The 20,441-nt window shown below is 61.9% G+C and carries 14 protein-coding genes; all 14 read left to right on the forward strand.

The window, feature by feature from the left end:
- Positions 1–265: 265 nt before the first annotated feature.
- The 14 genes from MKZ35_RS23370 to MKZ35_RS23435 all read left to right on the forward strand — a co-directional run bounded on the left by MKZ35_RS23370 (position 266) and on the right by MKZ35_RS23435 (position 20,058).
- Positions 266–3,421 carry a SusC/RagA family TonB-linked outer membrane protein gene (locus tag MKZ35_RS23370; RefSeq protein WP_482515607.1) on the forward strand — a complete coding sequence of 1,052 codons (3,156 nt, stop codon included), beginning with the start codon at positions 266–268 and terminating at the stop codon, positions 3,419–3,421.
- Positions 3,422–3,440: 19 nt separating this feature from the next.
- Positions 3,441–4,745, forward strand: coding sequence for a RagB/SusD family nutrient uptake outer membrane protein (locus MKZ35_RS23375; protein WP_482515608.1), 1,305 nt, complete (start codon positions 3,441–3,443; stop codon positions 4,743–4,745).
- The gene (locus MKZ35_RS23380) at positions 4,630–4,881 is read left to right on the forward strand and encodes a RagB/SusD family nutrient uptake outer membrane protein (RefSeq protein WP_482515609.1); all 252 of its coding nucleotides are present in this window, start codon (positions 4,630–4,632) and stop codon (positions 4,879–4,881) included. The genes MKZ35_RS23375 and MKZ35_RS23380 overlap by 116 nt, the downstream gene beginning before the upstream one ends.
- Before the next feature lie 57 nt (positions 4,882–4,938).
- On the forward strand, positions 4,939–6,258 hold the full coding sequence (locus MKZ35_RS23385; RefSeq protein ID WP_482515610.1) for a TolB-like translocation protein: 1,320 nt from the start codon (positions 4,939–4,941) through the stop codon (positions 6,256–6,258).
- Positions 6,259–6,559: 301 nt separating this feature from the next.
- A complete protein-coding gene (locus MKZ35_RS23390) occupies positions 6,560–8,074 on the forward strand; it encodes a GH39 family glycosyl hydrolase (protein ID WP_482515611.1) in 1,515 nt (504 codons plus the stop codon).
- 72 nt (positions 8,075–8,146) lie between these two features.
- The gene (locus MKZ35_RS23395) at positions 8,147–9,859 is read left to right on the forward strand and encodes a sodium:solute symporter family transporter (protein WP_482515612.1); all 1,713 of its coding nucleotides are present in this window, start codon (positions 8,147–8,149) and stop codon (positions 9,857–9,859) included.
- The gene (locus MKZ35_RS23400) at positions 9,856–10,551 is read left to right on the forward strand and encodes an SDR family oxidoreductase (protein WP_482515613.1); all 696 of its coding nucleotides are present in this window, start codon (positions 9,856–9,858) and stop codon (positions 10,549–10,551) included. Before MKZ35_RS23395 ends, MKZ35_RS23400 begins: the two co-directional genes overlap by 4 nt.
- Positions 10,548–11,264, forward strand: a complete 717-nt coding sequence (locus MKZ35_RS23405; RefSeq protein WP_482515614.1) for an RraA family protein — start codon at positions 10,548–10,550, stop codon at positions 11,262–11,264. The genes MKZ35_RS23400 and MKZ35_RS23405 overlap by 4 nt, the downstream gene beginning before the upstream one ends.
- A 183-nt stretch (positions 11,265–11,447) precedes the next feature.
- Positions 11,448–13,577 carry a heparinase II/III domain-containing protein gene (locus MKZ35_RS23410; RefSeq protein ID WP_482515615.1) on the forward strand — a complete coding sequence of 710 codons (2,130 nt, stop codon included), beginning with the start codon at positions 11,448–11,450 and terminating at the stop codon, positions 13,575–13,577.
- A 12-nt stretch (positions 13,578–13,589) separates the two neighbouring features.
- On the forward strand, positions 13,590–13,997 hold the full coding sequence (locus MKZ35_RS23415) for a VOC family protein (protein WP_482515616.1): 408 nt from the start codon (positions 13,590–13,592) through the stop codon (positions 13,995–13,997).
- Between the two features lie 167 nt (positions 13,998–14,164).
- Entirely contained in the window at positions 14,165–15,178 is a 1,014-nt protein-coding gene (locus MKZ35_RS23420; protein ID WP_482515617.1) for a zinc-dependent alcohol dehydrogenase, read from the forward strand.
- Positions 15,179–15,235: 57 nt separating this feature from the next.
- Entirely contained in the window at positions 15,236–16,600 is a 1,365-nt protein-coding gene (locus MKZ35_RS23425) for a choice-of-anchor Q domain-containing protein (RefSeq protein ID WP_482515618.1), read from the forward strand.
- 184 nt (positions 16,601–16,784) lie between these two features.
- Positions 16,785–18,590, forward strand: a complete 1,806-nt coding sequence (locus MKZ35_RS23430) for an endo-1,4-beta-xylanase (protein ID WP_482515619.1) — start codon at positions 16,785–16,787, stop codon at positions 18,588–18,590.
- Positions 18,591–18,609: 19 nt separating this feature from the next.
- On the forward strand, positions 18,610–20,058 hold the full coding sequence (locus MKZ35_RS23435) for a glycoside hydrolase family 125 protein (RefSeq protein WP_482515620.1): 1,449 nt from the start codon (positions 18,610–18,612) through the stop codon (positions 20,056–20,058).
- The last annotated feature ends 383 nt before the right edge of the window (positions 20,059–20,441 follow it).

The raw sequence follows: 20,441 nt of genomic DNA on the forward strand, positions 1-20,441 counted from the left end.
TGTGGGTGCGGCCGCACCAAAGGCCGGAAATGGATGGATAAATAAAATACCCACTTGGGCCCGCTGGGGGGCTTTTTTGTCCTGCACGGTGGGGACAGCAAACTCGACACATGCCTGAGTAAGCCGATCTAACACCGAGCAGCGCAGGCCAGCCAGCTGGAGGCCGAAATAATAAATTAGTAAAAAAATTTGCTTGCATAATGAAATTGATTAGTATTGTATTGTTGAATAAGAATTCATCATAGACAAATTAAAACCCACCCCTATGAGCAGCTTCTTACCTAGAATCTGGAGGGCCGTCCTACTGATTTGCAGCCTTTCTATCCCGCTTGCTCCTGCTCTGGGGCAAACTCCTCAAACGATTTCGGGCCGCGTAATCGACGAGACCGGCCAGGGCCTGCCCGGCGTGACGGTGCTGGTGAAAAACACCACTACCGGGGCGTCCACCCTGCCCGATGGCACCTTCGAACTGGCCGTGCCCACGAGCCCGGCCACCCTTATCGTGTCCTACATTGGCTACGCCAGCCAGGAAGTTGCCGCAACCGGGACTACGCCCCTGACCATCAGGCTTAAGCCCAGTGAGCAAGCGTTGAAAGAGGTAGTGGTGGTGGGCTACGGCACCCAGCAGAAAAAGGACCTGACGGGCGCTATTTCCACGGTTTCCGGGCAAGATGTAGCCAAAATACCCGTCTCGGGCTTAGACCAAGCCCTGCAGGGGCAGGTAGCCGGCCTGCAGATTTCCAGCTCCTCGGGTTCGCCGGGCGGCAATACCAGCATTCTGATTCGCGGCGTGGGCTCCATCTCGGGCGGCAACGAGCCGTTGTTTGTTATTGACGGCTTCCCGGTGTCGGGGGCCGGCGTGGGCAACCCGCTGAATACCATCAGCCCCAACGACATCGAAAGCATTGACGTGCTGAAGGATGCCTCGGCCACGGCTATCTACGGCTCGCGCGGCTCCAACGGGGTTATCATCGTGACCACCAAGCGCGGCAAGGCGAATAAGTCCCAGATTCAGCTCGATGCCTACGCGGGCTTTCAAGAGACTTCCAAAAAGATTGAGATGATGAACGCGCAGGAGTTTGCGCAGTTCACCATCGACGCCCGTAACAATGGCTACCTCGACAACACCCCGAGCACGCCCACCTTCACGCCCCGAATCACGGACCCCAACAGCGTGCGGCCCACGAACTTCCGCATTCCGACGGCGCTGCTCGACCCGGCTTCCCTGGGCGAGGGCACCGACTGGCAGGATGCCATTTTCCGCAAAGCCCGGATTCAGAGCTACCAGGTGTCGGCCTCGGGGGGCAGCGACAACGTGCGCTACGCCGTATCGGCGGGCTATTTTGACCAGCAGGGTATCATCCTCAACACCGGGCTGAAGCGCTACAGCTTCCGGGCCAATGTGGACGCCAAAGCCTCGAAGCGCCTGAGCGTGGGCATCAGCCTGCTGCCGAGCTACACCAGCCAAGACGACCTGCCCTATACGGGCCACTACGGCTCGTTTGGCGTCATTCAGTCGGCACTGGGGATGGCGCCGAACGTGCCGGTCTACAACGCCGACGGCTCGTACGGCAGCACGGTGCCCGCGCCGGAAGCGCAGGCCATTTCGATACAGAGCCCGGTGAAAATCGCCAACGAGTACAAGAATCCCTCAACGCAATTCCGTCTGCTGGGCAACACTTACGCCGAATACGCCATCCTGCCGGACCTGAAGTTCCGGACCACGTTTGGGGCCGACCTCAACTTCTTCCGCAGCCAAATCTGGGTGCCGTCGACGCTGAGTACCGCGGCGGCCACGGGACCAGCCACGGCCGTGGCGCGGCGAGCGGAGAGCATTAACTGGTTGAACGAAAACACGTTGAGCTATCAAAAGACGCTGGGGCTGCACGCCATCAACTTCGTGGGCGGCTTCACCGCCCAGCGCGAAACCAGCGACGCCATTGCCGTCACCGCCAACAATTTTCCTGATGACCTGGTGCCCAACATTAACGGCGGTATCGTAATCGGCGGGGCCAACCTTGGGGGCAACAGCCCCGCCGAGAGCTTTCAGGAATACACCATTCTGTCGCTGCTGGCCCGGGCCAACTACACGTTCCACGACAAATACCTGCTCACGGCCACCATCCGGCGCGACGGCTCGTCGCGGTTTGGCGACAACAATAAATGGGGCGCCTTCCCCTCGGCTTCGGTGGGCTGGCGCGTGTCGGAGGAGGCGTTTATGAAAGGCCTGCGCGCCGTCAACGACCTCAAGCTGCGGGCCAGCTATGGCCTGACTGGCAACAACGCCATCGGTAACTACCGGGCCCTCGGGCAACTGGGCAACAACAACTACATCCTCGGCGATGCGCTCACGCCCGGCCTGGGGCGCAGCTCGTTCTCGAATGCGAACCTGGGCTGGGAGTCGATGAAGCAGCTGGATTTGGGTCTGGACCTCTCGGTGCTTGACAGTCGCATCAACTTCACGGCCGACGTGTACGACAAGCGCAACACCGACATGCTGTTCAACATCTCGGTGCCGGGCGCCACGGGTCTCACCAACGCCATCGTGAATCTGGGCGAGGTGCAAAACAAGGGCCTGGAAATGGCCCTCACCACCCGCAATTTCGTGGGCGACTTCCAGTGGACTACCAACGCCAACATCACCTTCAACCGCAATAAGGTGCTGGCCATGAGCACCGACGCCGAGCGGATTTTTGCCTCGGCCAACGGCCAGACCGCCAATAGCAATGTGACGCAGAAGGGCTACCCCATTGGCGTGTTCTTCGGCCGGCGGCAGCTGGGCATCTTCCAGAGCGACCAGGAAGCCGCTGAGTACGGTGCTCAGCCCTTAGCCCGCGCCGGCGACGTGAAATGGAAGGACTTGGACGGCAACGGCGTCATCAACGACAATGACCGCGAAGTCATCGGCAACCCGCATCCCAAGTACTTCTTTGGCTTTAATAACACCTTCGCCTATAAGGCCTTCAGCCTCGATATTCAAACCAACGGCATGGTGGGTTTCGACGTCTACAACGGGATGTTCGCCGTCAACAACTCCGGGGCGCAGAACAACACGAAATACGTGTACGACAACCGTTGGATTTCGCCCGAGCAGCCCGGTGACGGGCGCTTTGGCCGCAGCATTCGCGGCGGACGCAACAACAACGCCCAATACAGCTCAAAGTACATCTTCGACGGCTCGTACCTGCGCATCCGCACCGTGACCCTGGCTTACACGGTGCCCGGCGCCGTGGCCCAGCGCGTGGGCTTGCAGGGCGCCCGCCTCTTCGCCACGGGCGCCAACTTGTTCACCTTCACCGACTACCAGGGCTACGACCCGGAAGTGAGCACCGCCGGCGACAACATGCTGGCCCCACGCTCCGATTTCGGCACCTATCCCATTGCCCGCTCTTACACGGCCGGCGTGAGCGTCACCTTCTAACTCCCACCCGCAATTTGTCATGAAAAAGACCCTTCTAAGCCTGGCATTGCTGACCCTTGGGTTGAGCTCCTGCGATGATTTCCTGGAAGTGGTGCCGCAGACCGAGCGCACCACGGCCAATTTCTACAAAACTGCCGCTGACTTCAACACGGCCGTGGTGGGCACCTACGCCACCTTTAAGCACGCCGGCCTGTACGGCAACGGCGCGGGCTCGCTCATCTGGCTGGGCGAGGTGTCGACGGATAACACCGGGTATGGCTTTCCGCGGACCACCACGTCGGTGGCCGCCTACGAAATTGAGGACCTTAACTACTCGCTGGCCAACACGTACTTCCGCGATGCCTGGCTGGGCCACTACCAAGGCATTGCGCGCGCCAATGCCATCCTCGACCGCCTGCCGGCGGTGAGCATCGACGCCACCCTCCAGGGCCAGTACGAAGGCGAAGCCCGCTTCCTGCGGGCTATGTTTTACTTCAACCTGGTACGCCTTTTTGGTCCCGTACAGCTGGTCACCACGGAAATCAACGACCCGTACGGCACGGCCACCATCGGTCGCTCACCGGTGAACGAGGTGTACGCCCTCATCGAGAGCGACCTGCAAGCAGCCGAAAACACGCTGCCCGCTACCATCACGGGTGCCAACCAGGGCCGGGCTTCGAAGTGGGCCGCCAAGGCCCTGCTCGGCAAAGTGTACCTCACCCAGCAGAAGTATGCCCTGGCCGGCACCAAGCTCAAGGAAATTATCGACGCCAACGTGCACAGCCTGATGCCAAACTACGCCGATGCCTTTCTGCTGACCACCTCGTTTGCCAACAATAAGGAGGTGATGCTGGCCGCGCAATACAAAGGCGGGCAAATCGGGCAGGGGGGCAATTTCTATTCGCAGTGGACGCCGTTTTCGGCCCTCTCGCCCGACTTTGGCGTGACCGGCGGCGCCGGCGACGGCCTGAACCGCCCCACCCCCAGCCTGATTGCCGCCTACGCTACCGGCGATGCTCGCAAAGCAGCTTCCATCGCCTTGTCGTACACGAGCACCGCCGGTGCGGTCGTCAACGAGCCCTACCCCACTAAATTCACTCAGAAGGGCATTATCCGGGGCGAGTCGGACGTAGATTACCCCGTGCTGCGCTACGCCGATGTGCTGCTGATGTACGCCGAAGCCCTCAACGAGCAGAACCAGACGGCCGCCGCGGCCGCTCCTCAATCTGGTGCGGACCCGCGCCAAGCTGGCCAACACCACCGCTACCACCCAGGCCGCCATGCGCCTGGCCCTGGAGCAGGAGCGTCGCGTGGAGCTGGCCTTCGAAAGCCAGCGGTGGTTTGACCTGGTACGCACCGGCCGCTTCGTGGACGTGATGACGGCCCACGGCAAGCCCGCCAAGCCCTTCCAGGTGCTTTACCCCATTCCCCAACGGGAAACGGATCTGAACCCGAACCTAGAGCAGAACTCCGGCTATTAGCCAGAAGCACGCATTTTAGCTAGTGCTGACCTCGCAACAGTTTAATCTCTATTTCTGATGCTACGCAACCGTGTAAAAGGTCTCCTTCTAGTGGGGCTGGCGCTGGCCAGTCCCGCGCTGGGGCAACGAGCCGCCCCGGCATCCTTTCCGGCTTTTACGGGGGCCGCGACGGTGCCCGTGGTCAAGGTGAGCTCCGGGCGGGTGATTCATCGTTTCTTTGATACCTCGCCGATGAGCCCTTCCGGGCGCTACCTGGCCTTATTTCGTTTCCCGGAGGAAACCCGCTCGCCCAAGCCGGGCGAAGTAGGTGAGGTTATTCTGGTAGACCGGCAGACGGGCAAGGAACGGGTAGTGGCCCAATCAAGGGGCTGGGAAATGCAGCTCGGGGCCAACGTGCAGTGGGGCGCAACCGACCAGGACCTGTACTTCAATGACGTGGACACGACCAGCTGGCAGGCCTTCGCCGTGCGCCTGAACCCAAGTACGGGCAAGTCGCGCCGCATGGGCGGCACCGTGTTCATGGCGTCGAACGACGGCAAGTACCTGGCCTCCTACAACCTGATTTCTTCGCGCTGGGCCCAGGTGGGCTACGGTGTGGTGCTGCCCGACGCGAAAACGCCCCACAACTTCGGCCCGGTGGCCACCGATGGCATCGACATCACCAACACCGCCACGGGGGTAAGCAAGCGCATCGTGACTATCCGCGACATCTACGAAAAGACGGTTCCCAGCCTCGCCATTCCCAACCCGAACGACTTCGAATACTACTGCTTTCAGGTGAAGTGGAACCCGCAGGGCACGCGCCTGCTGACCACCCTGCAATGGGCGCCCAAGGGCGGCGGCCCGCGTCAGCGGGCGGTGATTACGATGCGGCCCGACGGCTCGGACCTGCGCACGGCCATCACGCCGGCGCAGTGGGCCAAGGGCGGGCACCACATCAATTGGACGCCCGACGGGGAGCACCTGTCCATGAACCTGAACGTGGACGGGCAGCCGGGCCTGGAAATCATTACCGCTCGCTACGACGGCACTGACCTGAAAACCGTGTTTACGCCCGGTTCGGGCCACCCGACCTTCAACCCCACCGGCGGCCCGCTCATGGTGACGGACGCCTACCCCGGTGAGTTGGGCTACACCGAGGGCATCGTACCCATTCGGCTGATGAACGTGCAAACCGGCCAGGAGGAAGCCATCGCCAAGATTTACGTGTCGAAAACTGATGGTGAGCTACGCGTAGACCCGCACCCAGCCTGGGACCGCACGGGCCGCTACGTCATCTTCAACGGCTTCGAGGGCAACACCCGCGGGGTTTACCTGGCCGATTTGGGTGGCAAGCTAAAAAAGGTCAACAAGCAAAGTACTATAACCCGCCAGTAAACCGCGAATTAATTAACGCTGGACGCGGCCCTAGGCACACTCCAGCGGTTCGGCTGGGCCAAGCGCCCGGCTTCGTCAAGGGGCTGCCTGCCCCAGCATCACTACCGCAAGGCTTCGCTCAGTTCTCCTGAGCTGCAGCTAAGAGGCCCTGTTCTTGGGCGGCGCTCGTTGTGGTGGGACATAAGAGGCGCCGCCTACCGAAAGCGGTGGTGGTGCTGAGGCAGGCAGGTCCGAGCGGAGACTAACCCAGTTCACTTAAAGCCAAGGTGTTGTATCGGCCAGTTGAACGTTTTTGAAAACCATGCAAAACAATTCACTCCTACTGAGCCTGTTGACGGTATCAACGCTGTTACTAAGCGGCGCAAACGCGTTTGCGCAAAAAATAGATACCTCGCCCGACCGGGTGAAAACGGACCTCACGGTTTCCCTGCCCCGTTTGGGCACGGTGAAGCCGCGCAGTACCGCCGAAATTGAAGCGTCGAATTGGCTAATTGGCTGCGAAACCCTCGACCGGGATTTCGCCGACTACGACCAGTACAAAACCTATATCGCGCCCCTGGGCATTAAGCGCCTGCGCATGCAGGCCGGCTGGGACAAAACCGAGAAGGTAAAAGGAAAATACGACTGGGCCTGGCTCGACAACATCATCAACGATGCCACCAAGCGCGGCCTGCAGCCCTGGCTGCAAATCTCCTACGGCAACCACAACTACCCCGGCGGCGGGGGCTCCAACCTGGGCGCCGGCGTGCCAACCTCGCCCGAGGCCCTGGCTGCCTGGGACCGGTGGGCGGAGGCTCTGGTGAAGCGCTACAAGAATAAGGTGACGGACTGGGAAATCTGGAACGAGCCCAACTTCAGCGACAATCTCGAAAACACGCCCGAAAAGGCCGCCGCCCTGCACATCCGCACCATCGATATTATCAAGCGCATTCAGCCCGAGGCCAAAGTGTCGGGCCTGGCCCTGGGCCACATGGACCTCGCCTATGCCGACGCCTTCTTCAAGGTGCTGGCCGACCAGAACCGGCTGAAACTGTTCGACAACATCACCTACCACGACTACACCTACAACCCTGACTCGCACTACCCTAAAGTGATGCAGCTGCGGGCCGTGCTCGACAAGTACGCGCCTAGCATGCCGCTGCGCCAGGGCGAAAACGGGGCCCCGTCGGGTAGCGGCTACGGGCGCGGCGCATTGGGCGACTACGACTGGAGCGAGCTGACCCAGGCCAAGTGGGACACGCGCCGCATGCTCGGCGACCTGGGCCACGACATCGAGACGAGCGTGTTTGGCCTCATCGAAATGGCGTACACCAACGGCCCCATCAACCGGCTCAACTACAAGGGCATCATCAAATCGGACTCGACCAAGCAGGTTATCCGGCCCAAAATCGCCTATTATTCTATACAGAACGTCACCTCGATTTTCGACAGCTCCCTGCGGCGCATCCCGAAGCTGACTTCAACCCACAACAAGGATTACGTGCCCAAAAGCCCCGATGAGGTGGCTTACACCAAGAGCACTGACCGCAACCTGGCGGTGTACGGCTACCAGCACGCCACCACTAAAAAGCAGCTGTACACGATTTGGTCGGACGACCATATTCCTGTCGAGTCCAACCAGACCCGCAACCTCAACTTCACCTTCACCAACGCCAACTTCGACCAGCCCGTGTACGTGGACATCATCAGCGGGCGGGTGTACGAAATACCGGCCGCGCAGTGGAAGAAAACGGGCAGCACGTACTCCTTTACCGACATTCCGGTCTATGACGCGCCCATTCTCATTGTCGACCGCAGCCTGATCAAGCTGCAATAGCCCCCCGGGCGTTTGAATTTGCCCCCCACCCGGGCTGACTTCTCCTCCACCCCATTTTCTCTGCTCTGCCTGATGCAAACGCTTCAAACCTTAGACTACTGGGCCATTGCCATTTACATGGCTTTGATGGCGGGCATCGGCTTGTTTCTGGGCAAGTTCGTCACCAACATCGGCGACTACTTCAAGGGCGGCAACGCTATTCCGTGGGTGTCGGGGGCCATTAGCAACTTCATGACGAAGTTCAGCACCTTCATGTTCGTGGCCTACGCCGGCATTGCCTACCAGCACGGCTTCGTGGCCCTCACCCTGATCTGGAGCACGGTGTTGCCGGCTCTGGTGGGCGTGGCCATCTTCGCCAAGCGCTGGCGCCGGGCGGGCATCATGACGCCCATGGAGCTGCTGGAGCGGCGCTTCAGCCCGGCGGTGCGGCAGGTGTTTGCCTGGGGCGGCGTGGGCTTCAAGATTCTCGACAACATGGTGCGGCTCTACGCCCTGGGCTTGTTTGTGAAAACGGCGGCCGGCATTAGCCTGGAGCAGGCCATTCTGGGCTGCGGCATCATCGTGGCCATCTATACCATTGCCGGGGGGCTATGGGCGGTGGTCGTCACCGACGTGGTGCAGTTCATCATTCTGATGGTGGCGACGCTCATTCTGGTACCGCTCACGATCAAAGCCAGCGGCGGCCTCACCAACCTCATGGCCACCATTCCGCAGCACTTCGACCCCTTCAACGGCCCCAAGGGCATGCCCCTTTACCTGGGCGTGTACTACCTGATGATTCTGGTCAAGTACAGCGGCAACTGGACCTTTATTCAGCGCTTCTACAGCGTGCGCGACGAGCGCGCCAGCCAGAAACAGGGCCTGCTGACGGCCGTGTTTTTCTTCCTGTTTCCCGTCATTTTCCTGTTTCCCTCGATTGCGGCCCGCGCCATTGTGCCCGAGCTGGCCAACCCCGAGATGGCCTACGTCAGCGTCTGTCTCAAGCTCCTGCCCGAGGGCATCATGGGCCTGATGGTGGCGGCCATGTTCGCGGCCACCATGTCGGTGCTCAGCGGCGAGTACAACGTGACGGCCGGCGTGCTCACCCGCGACATCTACGAGCGGGTGTTCAACGCCCAGGCCACCGGCCGGCAGTTGCTGTGGGTGGGCCGGCTGATGACCCTGGCCCTGGGAGCCGTGGTTACGGTGGGGGCCCTGTTCGTGGGCGGCTTCGGCGGCGCGTTTGAAGCCAATAAGCTCTTCACTGGTCTCTTCGCCATCCCCATGACCCTACCCCTCATCCTGGGCGTGGTGCTGAAACGGCCGCGGCCGTGGGGCGCGCTGGCTACGCTGGTAGTGGGTATGGTCATCGGGCTGATACTGAACGCAATGCCTTCGGTGTCGTGGGAGCTGGCCACCTTTATTGAAATCGTGGCTTGCGTGGCCGTCTTCCTGGCCTCGGGCCTAGTCAAGTCGCCCGACGGGGCCTACCGCGAGCGGGTGGCTGCCTTTTTCCGGCGCCTGGCCACGCCGCTCACCGAGGCGGAAAAGCCCGTGGAAGACCCCGTGTTTATGCGGTCGATGTCGCGGCTCTACGCCGTGGCCCTGGCCGTGACTGGGGGGCTTTTTATGGTCATGAGCGGACCTTCTATTGGCCAGACCAGCGGCCAGTTTGCCTTTGGCGCGGGCGTCGTCTGCCTCCTTTTTTCGGCTTTGCTCTGGTACTGGACGCGGGCCATCCCGCCGGCTTCCATTGTCTCCACGGCCAAAAGCCTCACCACTGAATATACCAGTCAGCCCGTATGAATTATCTCGAAAACAAAGTCATTTTTATCACCGGCGCCTCCTCGGGCATCGGGCGGGCCACGGCGCGCCAGCTCCTGGAGCAGGGGGCCAAGGTCTTCGACTTCAGCCGGACCAACCGCCTGGCCGATGAGCTGCCCGGCGTCACGTCCTTCCTCGGCGACGTGGGCAGCGAGGCCGACGTGCAGGCCGCCTTTCAGCAGTGCGTGGATACCTACGGCCCCGTAGACGTGCTCATCAACAACGCCGGCCTGGGCCTGCCCACGCCCGACCTGGCCGAAACCGACCTGGAAACCTACGACCGCATGGTGAACACCAACATGCGCGGGGTTTTTCTCTGCAACCGCGAGGCCCTGCGCCTGATGAAGCCCCGCCAAAGCGGCCACATCGTGTCGGTAATTTCGATGGCCGGGCAACGCACCAATCCCGGCGCCCCGCTGTACTGCGCCTCCAAGTTTGGGGCCCGCGGCCTGAGCAGCGGCCTGGCCGACCAGGTGCTCAAGCACGGCATTAAAGTAACCGACGTGAACCCCGGCCCCACCGACAGCAACTACTGGGGCGATAGGCCGGTGGCGCGCGAGAAATTCCTCCAACCCGACGACGTAGCGCGGGTTATTGCCTTCGTGCTGAGCCAGCCGGAGTTCGTGGTGATTCGCGAAATCAATTTTGACAACATGAAATTTCTTGCCGGATGATAACGACCCCAGTTCTCCCAGCGCAGGCCCACGGCGTGCCCAAGCCCGCCGCCCTCTTCCCGATTCCGATTGCTGAAATGCGGGAGCGCTACCTGGCCCTCTACACGGGGGCCGTGAACGACGTGCTACGCTTCAACTACAACATGCACGCCACCAGTCTGCCGTCCGAATTTGCCCCCCTGCGCGAAACCATGAAAATGGCGGGGCTGGCCTTCACCGTGAAAGGGGGCCCCGACATCACCACGGAAGGCGAGTTTGAAATGCGCGCCCAGATGCTGGAAGATTTGCACCCCGACTCGGTGGTGGTGTGGGACTGCACCGGCGACACCGTGACCTCGCAGTGGGGGGAGGTGATGTCGCTGGCCGCCCTGAAGCTCAAGTGCCGCGGCGCCGTCGTGAATGGCATCCGCGACACGATGGCCATTCTGGAGCTGGGCTTCCCCGTGTTTCATAAGTACAAAGCCAATACGGGCATGCTGGGCCGCTTCCGCATGTATCACTACCAGAAGCCGGTGCTTATGGGCGAAGTGAAAGTGCAGCCCGGCGACTGGATTTTCGGCGACATCGACGGGGTCATCTCCATTCCGCAGAACATTGCCTACGACGTGCTATTGGCCGCCGAAGCTATCCTCCAGAAAGAGGAGAGCATTCGGGCGATGGTGGAAAGCGGCATGAAGCCGACGGACGTGGTCAAAAACGGCGGGTATTTTTAAGGGGGACCTCACCCCCTAACCCCCTCTCAAAAGAGAGGGGGAACTAGCTCTAAAAAAGCTGATAGCTACTAGCCTTTTGGTAGATAAGCAGCAAAGGCTAGAAAACTAAAAACTAGTTCCCCCTCTCCCAGAGGAGAGGGGGCTAGGGGTGAGGTCCCCCGGAACCATTAAATCCCCACCCCCATGGAGGCCATCGACACCCGGCACATTTTCCTGACCGCCGCCGAAAAGCAAGCCATTCTGACTAGCTCCGATGTGGTTATCAGCCGATTCCGCGCGGCGCTGGCCCAGCGCGTAACTGCCCGGCTGGCCGCGCCCGCCCTCGCCGATGAGGCGGCCGGCACCGACCGCGGCCGGCTGGGCTGGTGGTACCCAGCGGCCGAGTACCTCTCGGATGCGGCCATGCAGCACGCCCTGGCCCCCACCGAAGAGCTGGCCCAGTGGCTGCGCGCCGAAACGCTGCGCACCGCCCGCCGCCCGGTAGCGGAGTGGGTAGGACCGTGGTTTCGCAGCCATACCGAACCGTTCATCGGCCACCTCGAAACCGCCCACCTCTGCTGGGGCGTGGCGGCCGTGCTGGATTTGGCCCCCGATGTGCTGAGTGAGGACGAGCAGGAGGAAGTAAAAGCGGCGTTGTACGAGAAGGGCGTGGTGCTGTGCCGGCGCTGGCTGCGCAAAAACACGCACCTGGCCAACTGGCGCGGCATCGTGACTTCGGGCGCGGTGGTGGCCGCCGCCGCCCTCGGCGAAGAGGAGCTGCTGGACGAGCTGCTGCCCGACCTAACCCGCATGGCCCTGGCTTTCCAGCCCGACGGCTCCTACGGCGAGTCTTTGCAGTACGGAAACTACCTGGCCAACGCGCTGATGTTGGCCTACGAGGCCCTGATTCGCCGCTACCCCGTCCACGCCGAAGCGCTGGATGTAGCCGCCTACGGCCGCGGCATGGGCTGGGTAACCCAGAGCATGCTGTACCGCAAGCCCCTGAGCGGCTGGGGCCCCGAGGACCGGGCCCGCGCCGTGAACTTCAACGACTCGGCCGCCCTGTTTCGCCCCTCCGGCGACCTGCTGCTGCACGTCGCCGCCCGCTACCACGCCGACCCGGTGCAGGCCGGCCTGGCCCGCGGGTTGTTCCAGACCTACTACGAGCCCTGTCCTACGCAGGTACCACACGGCTTGGCATCTTTTGGCTTCGTCAATGACTGGGGCTTTCTGACCTTGCCCCTGCTTACCCGGCAGCCGCCGGCAATTTTGCCCCCCGAAGCCGATCTGTCCCTGACCGTGGCCTACGCCAACGGCAACACCTTCGTACGCGACCAGTGGGAGGGCAAATCCGTGCTGGCCATTCAGGGCGGCATGAACGCGGGCTGCTTTGCCCCCGGCCATTTGCAGGGCGATTTGAACAGCTTTCTGCTCGTGTACAACCAGGAGCGGCTGCTGGTCGACCCCGGCCACAGCTGCTACCGCAACCTGATTCACGGCTTGGAAAGCGCCACCCAAACCCACAACTCCTGCACTTTCCTCATCGAGCAGGACGGGTTGGGCTTGCAGGAAGATTTGGCTAAAATCAAGCTCCTGGAGCAGCGCAACGTGCTGGCCCGCCGCCTCATCCAACCCGATGGCACCGTGGGCCCGCCCGTGGAGCGCGGCGGCCGGCTGCACGCCGCGACGCGGGTTGGCGAGGTGTCGCTGGTCGTGTCGGAAGTAGCCGCGGCCTACGGTCACCCCATCCAGGAGTTCACCCGGCACTGGCTACAGTGCGGTCCGCACGTCACGTTCGTGCTCGACCGGATTGTAGCCGCCGAGCCGGTTGTTACCGTCTGGAGTTGGCTGCTCAACAACCGCGACGACCAGACCCAGACGCACACCGCGCCCGGCGAGCTGCAAGCCACCCGCCACGGCGTGGGGCTGCGGCTCTGGCACACCGGCACGCCCACAGGGGCACCCAGCGCGCCGGCCGGCCCCGTGTACGGCTACCTGCACGATGCCTATCACCCCGAACCGGCCCAACTCGGCGAAGGCCGTCCCGGCAGCGGCCTGCTGTTTCGCTTCACCGACGCGGCCCCGACCCTGACTACAAACCGGCTCCACGTCATCGTCGCCGACGAGGCTACCACGCTGGCTGACTGGCAGCTTGAAGCCGGCCCTGACTCCTGGACCCTGCGCCACGGAACGCAGGTGCTGACCCTTTCCATCGCCCAAACCGCTCCTTTGCGCCTGACCCTGCAAACCGACACCGGCCACTGGCAGGTGGAAGAGTCGGGCGAAAACCACTACGAACTTACCGCCCGTGGGGACTCCCACCTCGCTCCCTAAAATACACTGTTAATGAACGAACTGACTTTTACCGGGGTAGACCACCCCGGCCTGGCGGCGGCCGACGTGGAAGCCTTGACCGACTGGTATTGCACCGTGTTGGGCTACACCAAGTGGTTCAGATTTCAGAAAGACGACTCGCCGAAAGTGGTCTGGATGCTGCGGGCGCCCGACAGCTCGCTGCTGGAAATCATGCCCCGCGACGAGACGCCCCGCCCCGAGCGCACCACCTGGACGCCGGGCTGGTCACACCTGGCCCTGCGCATCACCGACCTGGACCAGGCCGTGCGCCACCTCGACGCCCACGATGTGCACTGGGGCGGCGAGCCCACCAACGCCATCGGCGGGGGCCGCGTCCGCAACTTCTTCGACCCCGAGGGCAACATGCTGCAGCTCCTCGAGCGCGGCCCGCTAGCTTGATGAAATCGCTTTCCCAATTCCCAAATAGAAATAGGCAGTCATGCTGGATCTGGCGTCCGCTTGTCGAAGCATCTCTACTGGTTAGTAATCTCATAGTATTACAACGAAGTGGTAGAGATGCTTCTACTGCGCTCAGCATGACGGTCACCCACCCAAACCTTTTTCCCATGAACGCTCTCCATTTCACCGGTAACCAATCGTTTAGCATCGAAGCCGACGTGGCCGTACCACCCCAGCCCGGCGAGGTGCAGCTCCAAGTGGCCTACTGCGGCGTGTGCGGCACCGACGTGCACATCTACCACGGCGCCATGCCCCAGCGCCTGTCGCTGCCCCAGGTCATTGGCCACGAAGTATCGGGCGAAATCGCGGCCGTGGGCGCGGGCGTCACCGGCTGGCAGGTAGGCGACCGGGTAACAGTGCGCCCCCTGCAGCCCGGCGCCGAGGACCCCTCCGACAACGGGCAGCACCACATCGGCAAAAACCTGAAATTCATCGGCATTGATACGCCCGGTGGCATGCAGGGCCACTGGAACGTGCCCGCCCACACCCTGCACCGCCTCCCCGACCACCTCCCCCTGACCCTGGGCGCCATGATCGAGCCCCTGGCGGTGGCTTGCCACGACATTCGGCTGAGCAAGCTGCAGGCGGGTGAGCAGGTGGTCGTTATCGGCGGCGGCCCCATCGGCATGCTCATCGCCCTAGTATCCAAGCAAAAAGGCGCCCACGTGCTCGTCTCCGAAGTAAACGTGGCCCGCCTGCGCCTGGCCGAGTCATTAGGGCTGTCCGTCGTGAACCCGGCCAGCACTGATCTGGTAGCGGAAGTGGAGCGCTTTACCGCCGGGGCCATGGCCGATGTAGTGTTCGAAGTATCTGGCGTAGCGGCCGGGGTAGCCGCCATGACGCAGCTGGCCCGGGCCCGCGGCCGCCTCGTGCTAGTGGCCATTCACGCCGACCCCAAGCCCGTGGATTTATTCCGCGTGTTCTGGCGCGAGCTGCAGCTCATCGGCGTGCGCGTGTACGAGCCCGAGGACTTCGAGGAAGCCATTGCCCTGGCCGACAGCGGCAGCTTGCCGCTGGAAGACCTTATCACGCAAATCGCGCCGTTGTCGGAGGCGCAGGCGGTTTTCGATGCTATTGATAAGAACCCGGCCGGCATGAAATACCTGCTACAGTGCTCGTAGTAGCGCCTCACCCCTATCCTACCTACCAGGCTTCTTTACAACCCTCTTTCTCTACGCATGAAACAAGTACTGTTGACCACCCTCCTGCTTCTTGGCCTAGTCTTCGCGGCTTCCGCCGCCACGTGGTATGTCGACGGCAAGGGCCAGGACACCAACAACGGCAAGACCAGGAAAATGGCTTTCCGCAGCTTGCAGAAAGCCGCCGACCTAGTGAACCCCGGCGACGTGGTGCTGGTAGGCAACGGCATCTACACCAACGACGATACGGGCGACGGCGGGGCCGTGCTGACGGTGCACCGCTCGGGCCGGCCCAATGCCTGGATTACCTGGAAAGCCGCTCCCGGCCAGCACCCCGAAATCCGGCCCAAAGGCTGGACGGGCATTCAGGTAATGGCTTCTTACTACGTGTTTGAAGGCTTTACCGTGCTCGGCAACAACGACAGCATCAACCTGGCTGATGCCGAGGCCGACGCCAAAAACCCCAAGGCCAACCCCTACTTCAATACCAACGGCATCTGCTTTGATGGCCGCCGGAGTCCGCCTAACGACAAGCCCCACCACCTGATCCTCCGGCGCTGCACGGTGGGTAAATGCGCGGGCGGTGGCATCACGGGCCTCCAAATCGATTACCTCACCATTGAGGACTGCCAGGTGTTCGACAACGCCTGGTTTATGCGCTACGCCGGCTCCGGCATCACCACCCTCGACAACTGGGCCTTCGACGACGCTCCCGGCTACCACATCGTGGTGCAGCGCAACCGGGTGTGGAACAACAAAACGCAGGTAAAATGGGACCGGACCGGTAAGCTAAGCGACGGCAACGGCATTCTGCTCGACGTGACCGACCAGCCCACGGCCGTACCCGGCGCTACCAATCCCAACGGCGACGCGGTGGTGAACGAGGCGCCCCAGCCCGCCGCGGCCCCCGAGCAGCCCAAGCGCCCCGAGTGGAAGGGCCGGGCCCTGATTGCCAACAACGTGAGCGTGCACAACGGCGGCTCGGGCATTCACACCTTCCGCACCAAGCACGTCGACATCATCAACAACACGACCTACCACAACGGGCAGGTGGTCGGCTACGAAGAGTTGTTTGCCAACCGCTCCGAGGACGTGGTCATCCTCAATAACATCATCGTGCCCAAGCCGGGGGGCAAAGTGACCGGCAATAACCGCAACACCAACATTCGCTGGGACTACAACCTCTACCCCATCGCCCAGGAAGTAGTAACTGGCCCCCACGACGTGGTGGCCGACCCCAAATTCATCGACGCCCAGCTCGACCTGACCAAAGCTAATTTCCAGCTGGCCGCTGGCAGCCCGGCCCGGGACTCAGGCTGCGCGGAAGTGGCCCAAAAAACCGACCTCACCGGCAAAAAACGCCCCCTGCGGGCCGGCCGGGACCGGGGCGCTTACGAGCAATGAGCTCGGCCTTTAGGCCGCGGGCCGCGCCCAGCCGACCACGGGTGGGGGGCAAATCTGGCACCCACCGGCAGTTTCCTTATTGCAGGGGCTGATCAGTCGGTATTAGAAGGATTAATTTTTAAGCTACCGGGCAAGCTCCCCGCCCTTCTCATCCTAACCGACCCGCGCGCCTTCCTCCTACCCCATGTCGTTCAAACTTCTGGTCGCCGTCTTCTTTACCCAGGTACTTGTTGGCCGCGTGGCTTACAGTCAGACCCTACAACTCCTGCCAGCCGCGCTGGCCGCGCTGAAGCCGGTCGATATTTTCCCGGCTGACGCCGCCCGCACCTACACGTTCAACGACGGCAACCAGGCCACCACGCCGAGCGTGTTCGAGGCTAAAAAGCAGAACGAGCTGACCGTTTTCAGCACTGAGGTGTTTATCGCCAAGCCCAGCCACTACAACGTGCAGTCGTCTTGGAAAAGCGGCGGGGCCGTGCAGAAGGGCGACGTGCTGCTGGCCCGCATGGCCATCCGGGCTGTGTACGCCAAGCAGGAATCGGGCGACGCGGTGGTGAATTTCTTCGTGCAGCAGGCCCAGCCCCCGCACGAGAAAAGCGTCATCATCGAAATCAGCGTGGGGCCCGAGTGGAAGACCGTCGAGATTCCGTTTGTGGCGGCCGGCAACATGGCAGCTGGCGAAGCGGGCATCTGCTTTTCGTACGGGGCGCTGGCCCAGAAAGTGGAAATAGCCGGCTTGCAGGTGCTGAATTTCGGGAAGCGGGCCACGCTGGCCCAGCTGCCCACCACGCGCTTTACCTACGCCGGCCGGGAAGCTGGGGCCGAATGGCGCAAGCAGGCGCTTCAGCGCATCGAGGAAATTCGCACAGCCCCGCTCACCGTTCAGGTGACCGACGCTAATGGCCGTCCCGTACCGGGGGCGCAGGTTAGCGCCCGGCTAGTGCGGGGCGATTTTCTGTTCGGCACGGCCGTGTCGGTAGACGAGTTGGTGAGCACCGGGCCGGGCGCAACCATTTACCAGAACCACTTAAAGGCGCTGTTCAACACGGTTACCATCGACAACAACCTGAAGTGGCAGCCCTGGACGGACACCACCGCCCGGCGCAAAACCAAGGCCGCCATGGCCTGGATCAACGAGCAAGGCTTCCGCCTGCGCGGCCACAATCTGATCTGGCCGAGCCAAAAGTTCTCGCCCGACTTTGTGAAGCGGCAGACCCCTTTCGGCCGCGGGCTAAGTGACTCTATTCGCAGCCACATCCGCAGCATTGTGTCGGCCACGAAGGGCAAAGTTGTGGCCTGGGACGTCATCAACGAGATGCTGCACGAAAACGACTATTTCCAGGTGCTGCCCCGCACCGAGGCGGCCGAGTGGTTTAAGCTGGCCAAGCAACTTGACCCTGGCGCGGCCCTGTTCATCAACGAGTACGGCATGCTAAACAGCGTGGCCAGCCCACAAAACATCAAGGACTACCTGGCCCTGATTCAGGAGCTGCGCACGGCCGGGGCACCCATCGATGCCATTGGCATTCAGGGCCACGTGGGTCGCCAGCCCCGCAACCCCGCGCAGGTCCTCACCGACCTGGACCTATTCACGAACGTCGGCCTGCCCATTCAAATTACCGAGTTCGACATCAACATGAAGGACGAGCAGTTGCAGGCCGATTACACCCGCGACTTTCTTATTGCCTGCTACAGCCACCCGCTCGTGACGGGCTTCACCATGTGGGGATTCTGGGAAGGTGCCCACTGGAAGCCCGACGCGGCCATGTTCCGCCAGGACTGGACGCCCAAGCCCAATCTCGCCGCCTGGCGCGACCTGGTGACCAAGGAGTGGACCACCAACCTCAGTCAGACCACCGCCAGTAGCGGCCAGGTAAAAGCCCGCGGGCACCTGGGCCGCTATGAGATAACTGTGAAAAAGGGCAATTCGACGAAGAAGGTAGTCTACCAGCTCACCAAGGCCGGTACGCCCGTCAACGTACAAATCTAACTTGCTCAATCAAGGTACTATGATGAAAAGAAGACACTTCCTAAAGCGCGCGGGGCTGCTGGGGGCCGGTTTGGCACTAGCTCCGGGTGTGGGCTACGCCGGCTGGATCAGTGACGAATCCAGACTCATCTCCCAGCGCCCGGCGCTCAAAGACCGACGCTTCACGAGCAAGGCCATTGAAAACCAGATTAGCCGCGTTAAGAAGAAAATCAAGGACCCGGAGCTGGCCTGGCTGTTCGAGAACTGCTTTCCCAACACCCTCGACACCACGGTGACCGTGGGCGAGCGGAACGGCAAGCCCGACACCTACGTGATTACCGGCGATATCGACGCCATGTGGCTGCGGGACTCTTCGGCTCAGGTATGGCCTTACCTGCCGTTTATGAAGCAGGACAAAGCGCTGGAGCGGCTCATCACCGGCGTCATCAACCGGCACGCGCACTACGTCCGCCTCGACCCTTACGCCAATGCCTTTTACCAGGACGAAAGCCGCACGGCGGAGTGGCGGAAAGAGGAAACGGTGATGAAGCCGGGCGTGCACGAGCGGAAGTGGGAGGTCGACTCGCTGTGCTACGTCATCCGGCTGGCGCACGGCTACTGGAAAGCCGGCGGCGACCCAGCCTGCTTCGACCCGGAGTGGCTGGCCGCCATGCAGCTCATCGTGCAGACTTTTAAGGAGCAGCAGCGCAAAGAAAACAACGGCCCATACCGCTTCCGCCGCACCACCAACCGGCCTACGGATACCGCCGCCGGCGCCGGCGCCGGCAACCTGGCCAAGCCCGTTGGCTTGATTTGTTCCGTGTTCCGGCCGTCCGACGACGGCACCATTTTCCCTTTTCTGGTGCCCTCCAACTTCTTCGCCGTGAAGAGCCTGCGGCAGCTGGCCGAAATGGTTACGGCCTTGTACCAGCAACCGGCCTTTGCGGCCGAGTGCACCGCCCTGGCCGACGAGGTGCACCAGGCCCTGAAAATGCACGCCGTTATTGAGCATAAGAAGTTCGGCCCGATGCTGGCCTACGAAATCGACGGCGCGGGCTCGTTTTACCTCATCGACGACGCCAACGTGCCTAGCCTCTTGTCGCTGCCTTACCTGGAAGCCATCGGCCCCGACGACGCGGCCCTGTACCAGAACACCCGCCGGTTTCTGCTCTCCCCCGGCGACAACCCCTACTACGCCAAGGGCAAAGTAGCAGAGGGCATTTCGGGCCCGCACGTGGGTAAGGATAACATCTGGCCCATGAGCATCATCATCCGGGCTATGACCTCCACCGACGAGGCGGAGATTTTGGCGAGCCTGAAAATGCTCAAGACCACGCACGCTGGCACCGGCTTCATGCACGAGTCCTTTTACAAGGACGACGCCACCAGCTTTACGCGCAAGTGGTTTGCGTGGGCCAATACGCTGTTCGGGGAATTCATCATCAAGCTAGCCGACGAGAAACCCCACTTATTAAGCAAGTTGGCTTAGGCCGAAGAGCTAAGGCTATAAGTAGCTCCCCTCCTGAGCTGAGAAGGGGTTGGGTGAAAGGCTTGAGAACTAAGAATAAGATGTTGTTCAACGACTGATCAACCACCCCTAGCCCACGCCGCTTGATGCGCGGAATTCAGCTCAGAAGGGGAACTAGCTCTAGCTACTAATGAAAAAACTCTCTTAATTAGACTAGTCTAAGCTAGTCTTTTCTGTCCACCTGTACTCCCCGTTTCATATGGCCTCCGTCTCCCCCACCCTTACCAACCCGGCAGCGGCTACCACCACCGGCCCGCCGCCGCGCTATACCTCAGCCTTGAGCGCCGTCACGGTTCTGTTCTTTCTGTGGGGTTTTATCACCTGCCTGAATGACATTCTGATTC

The sequence above is a fragment of the Hymenobacter sp. R533113 genome, from assembly GCF_056835965.1.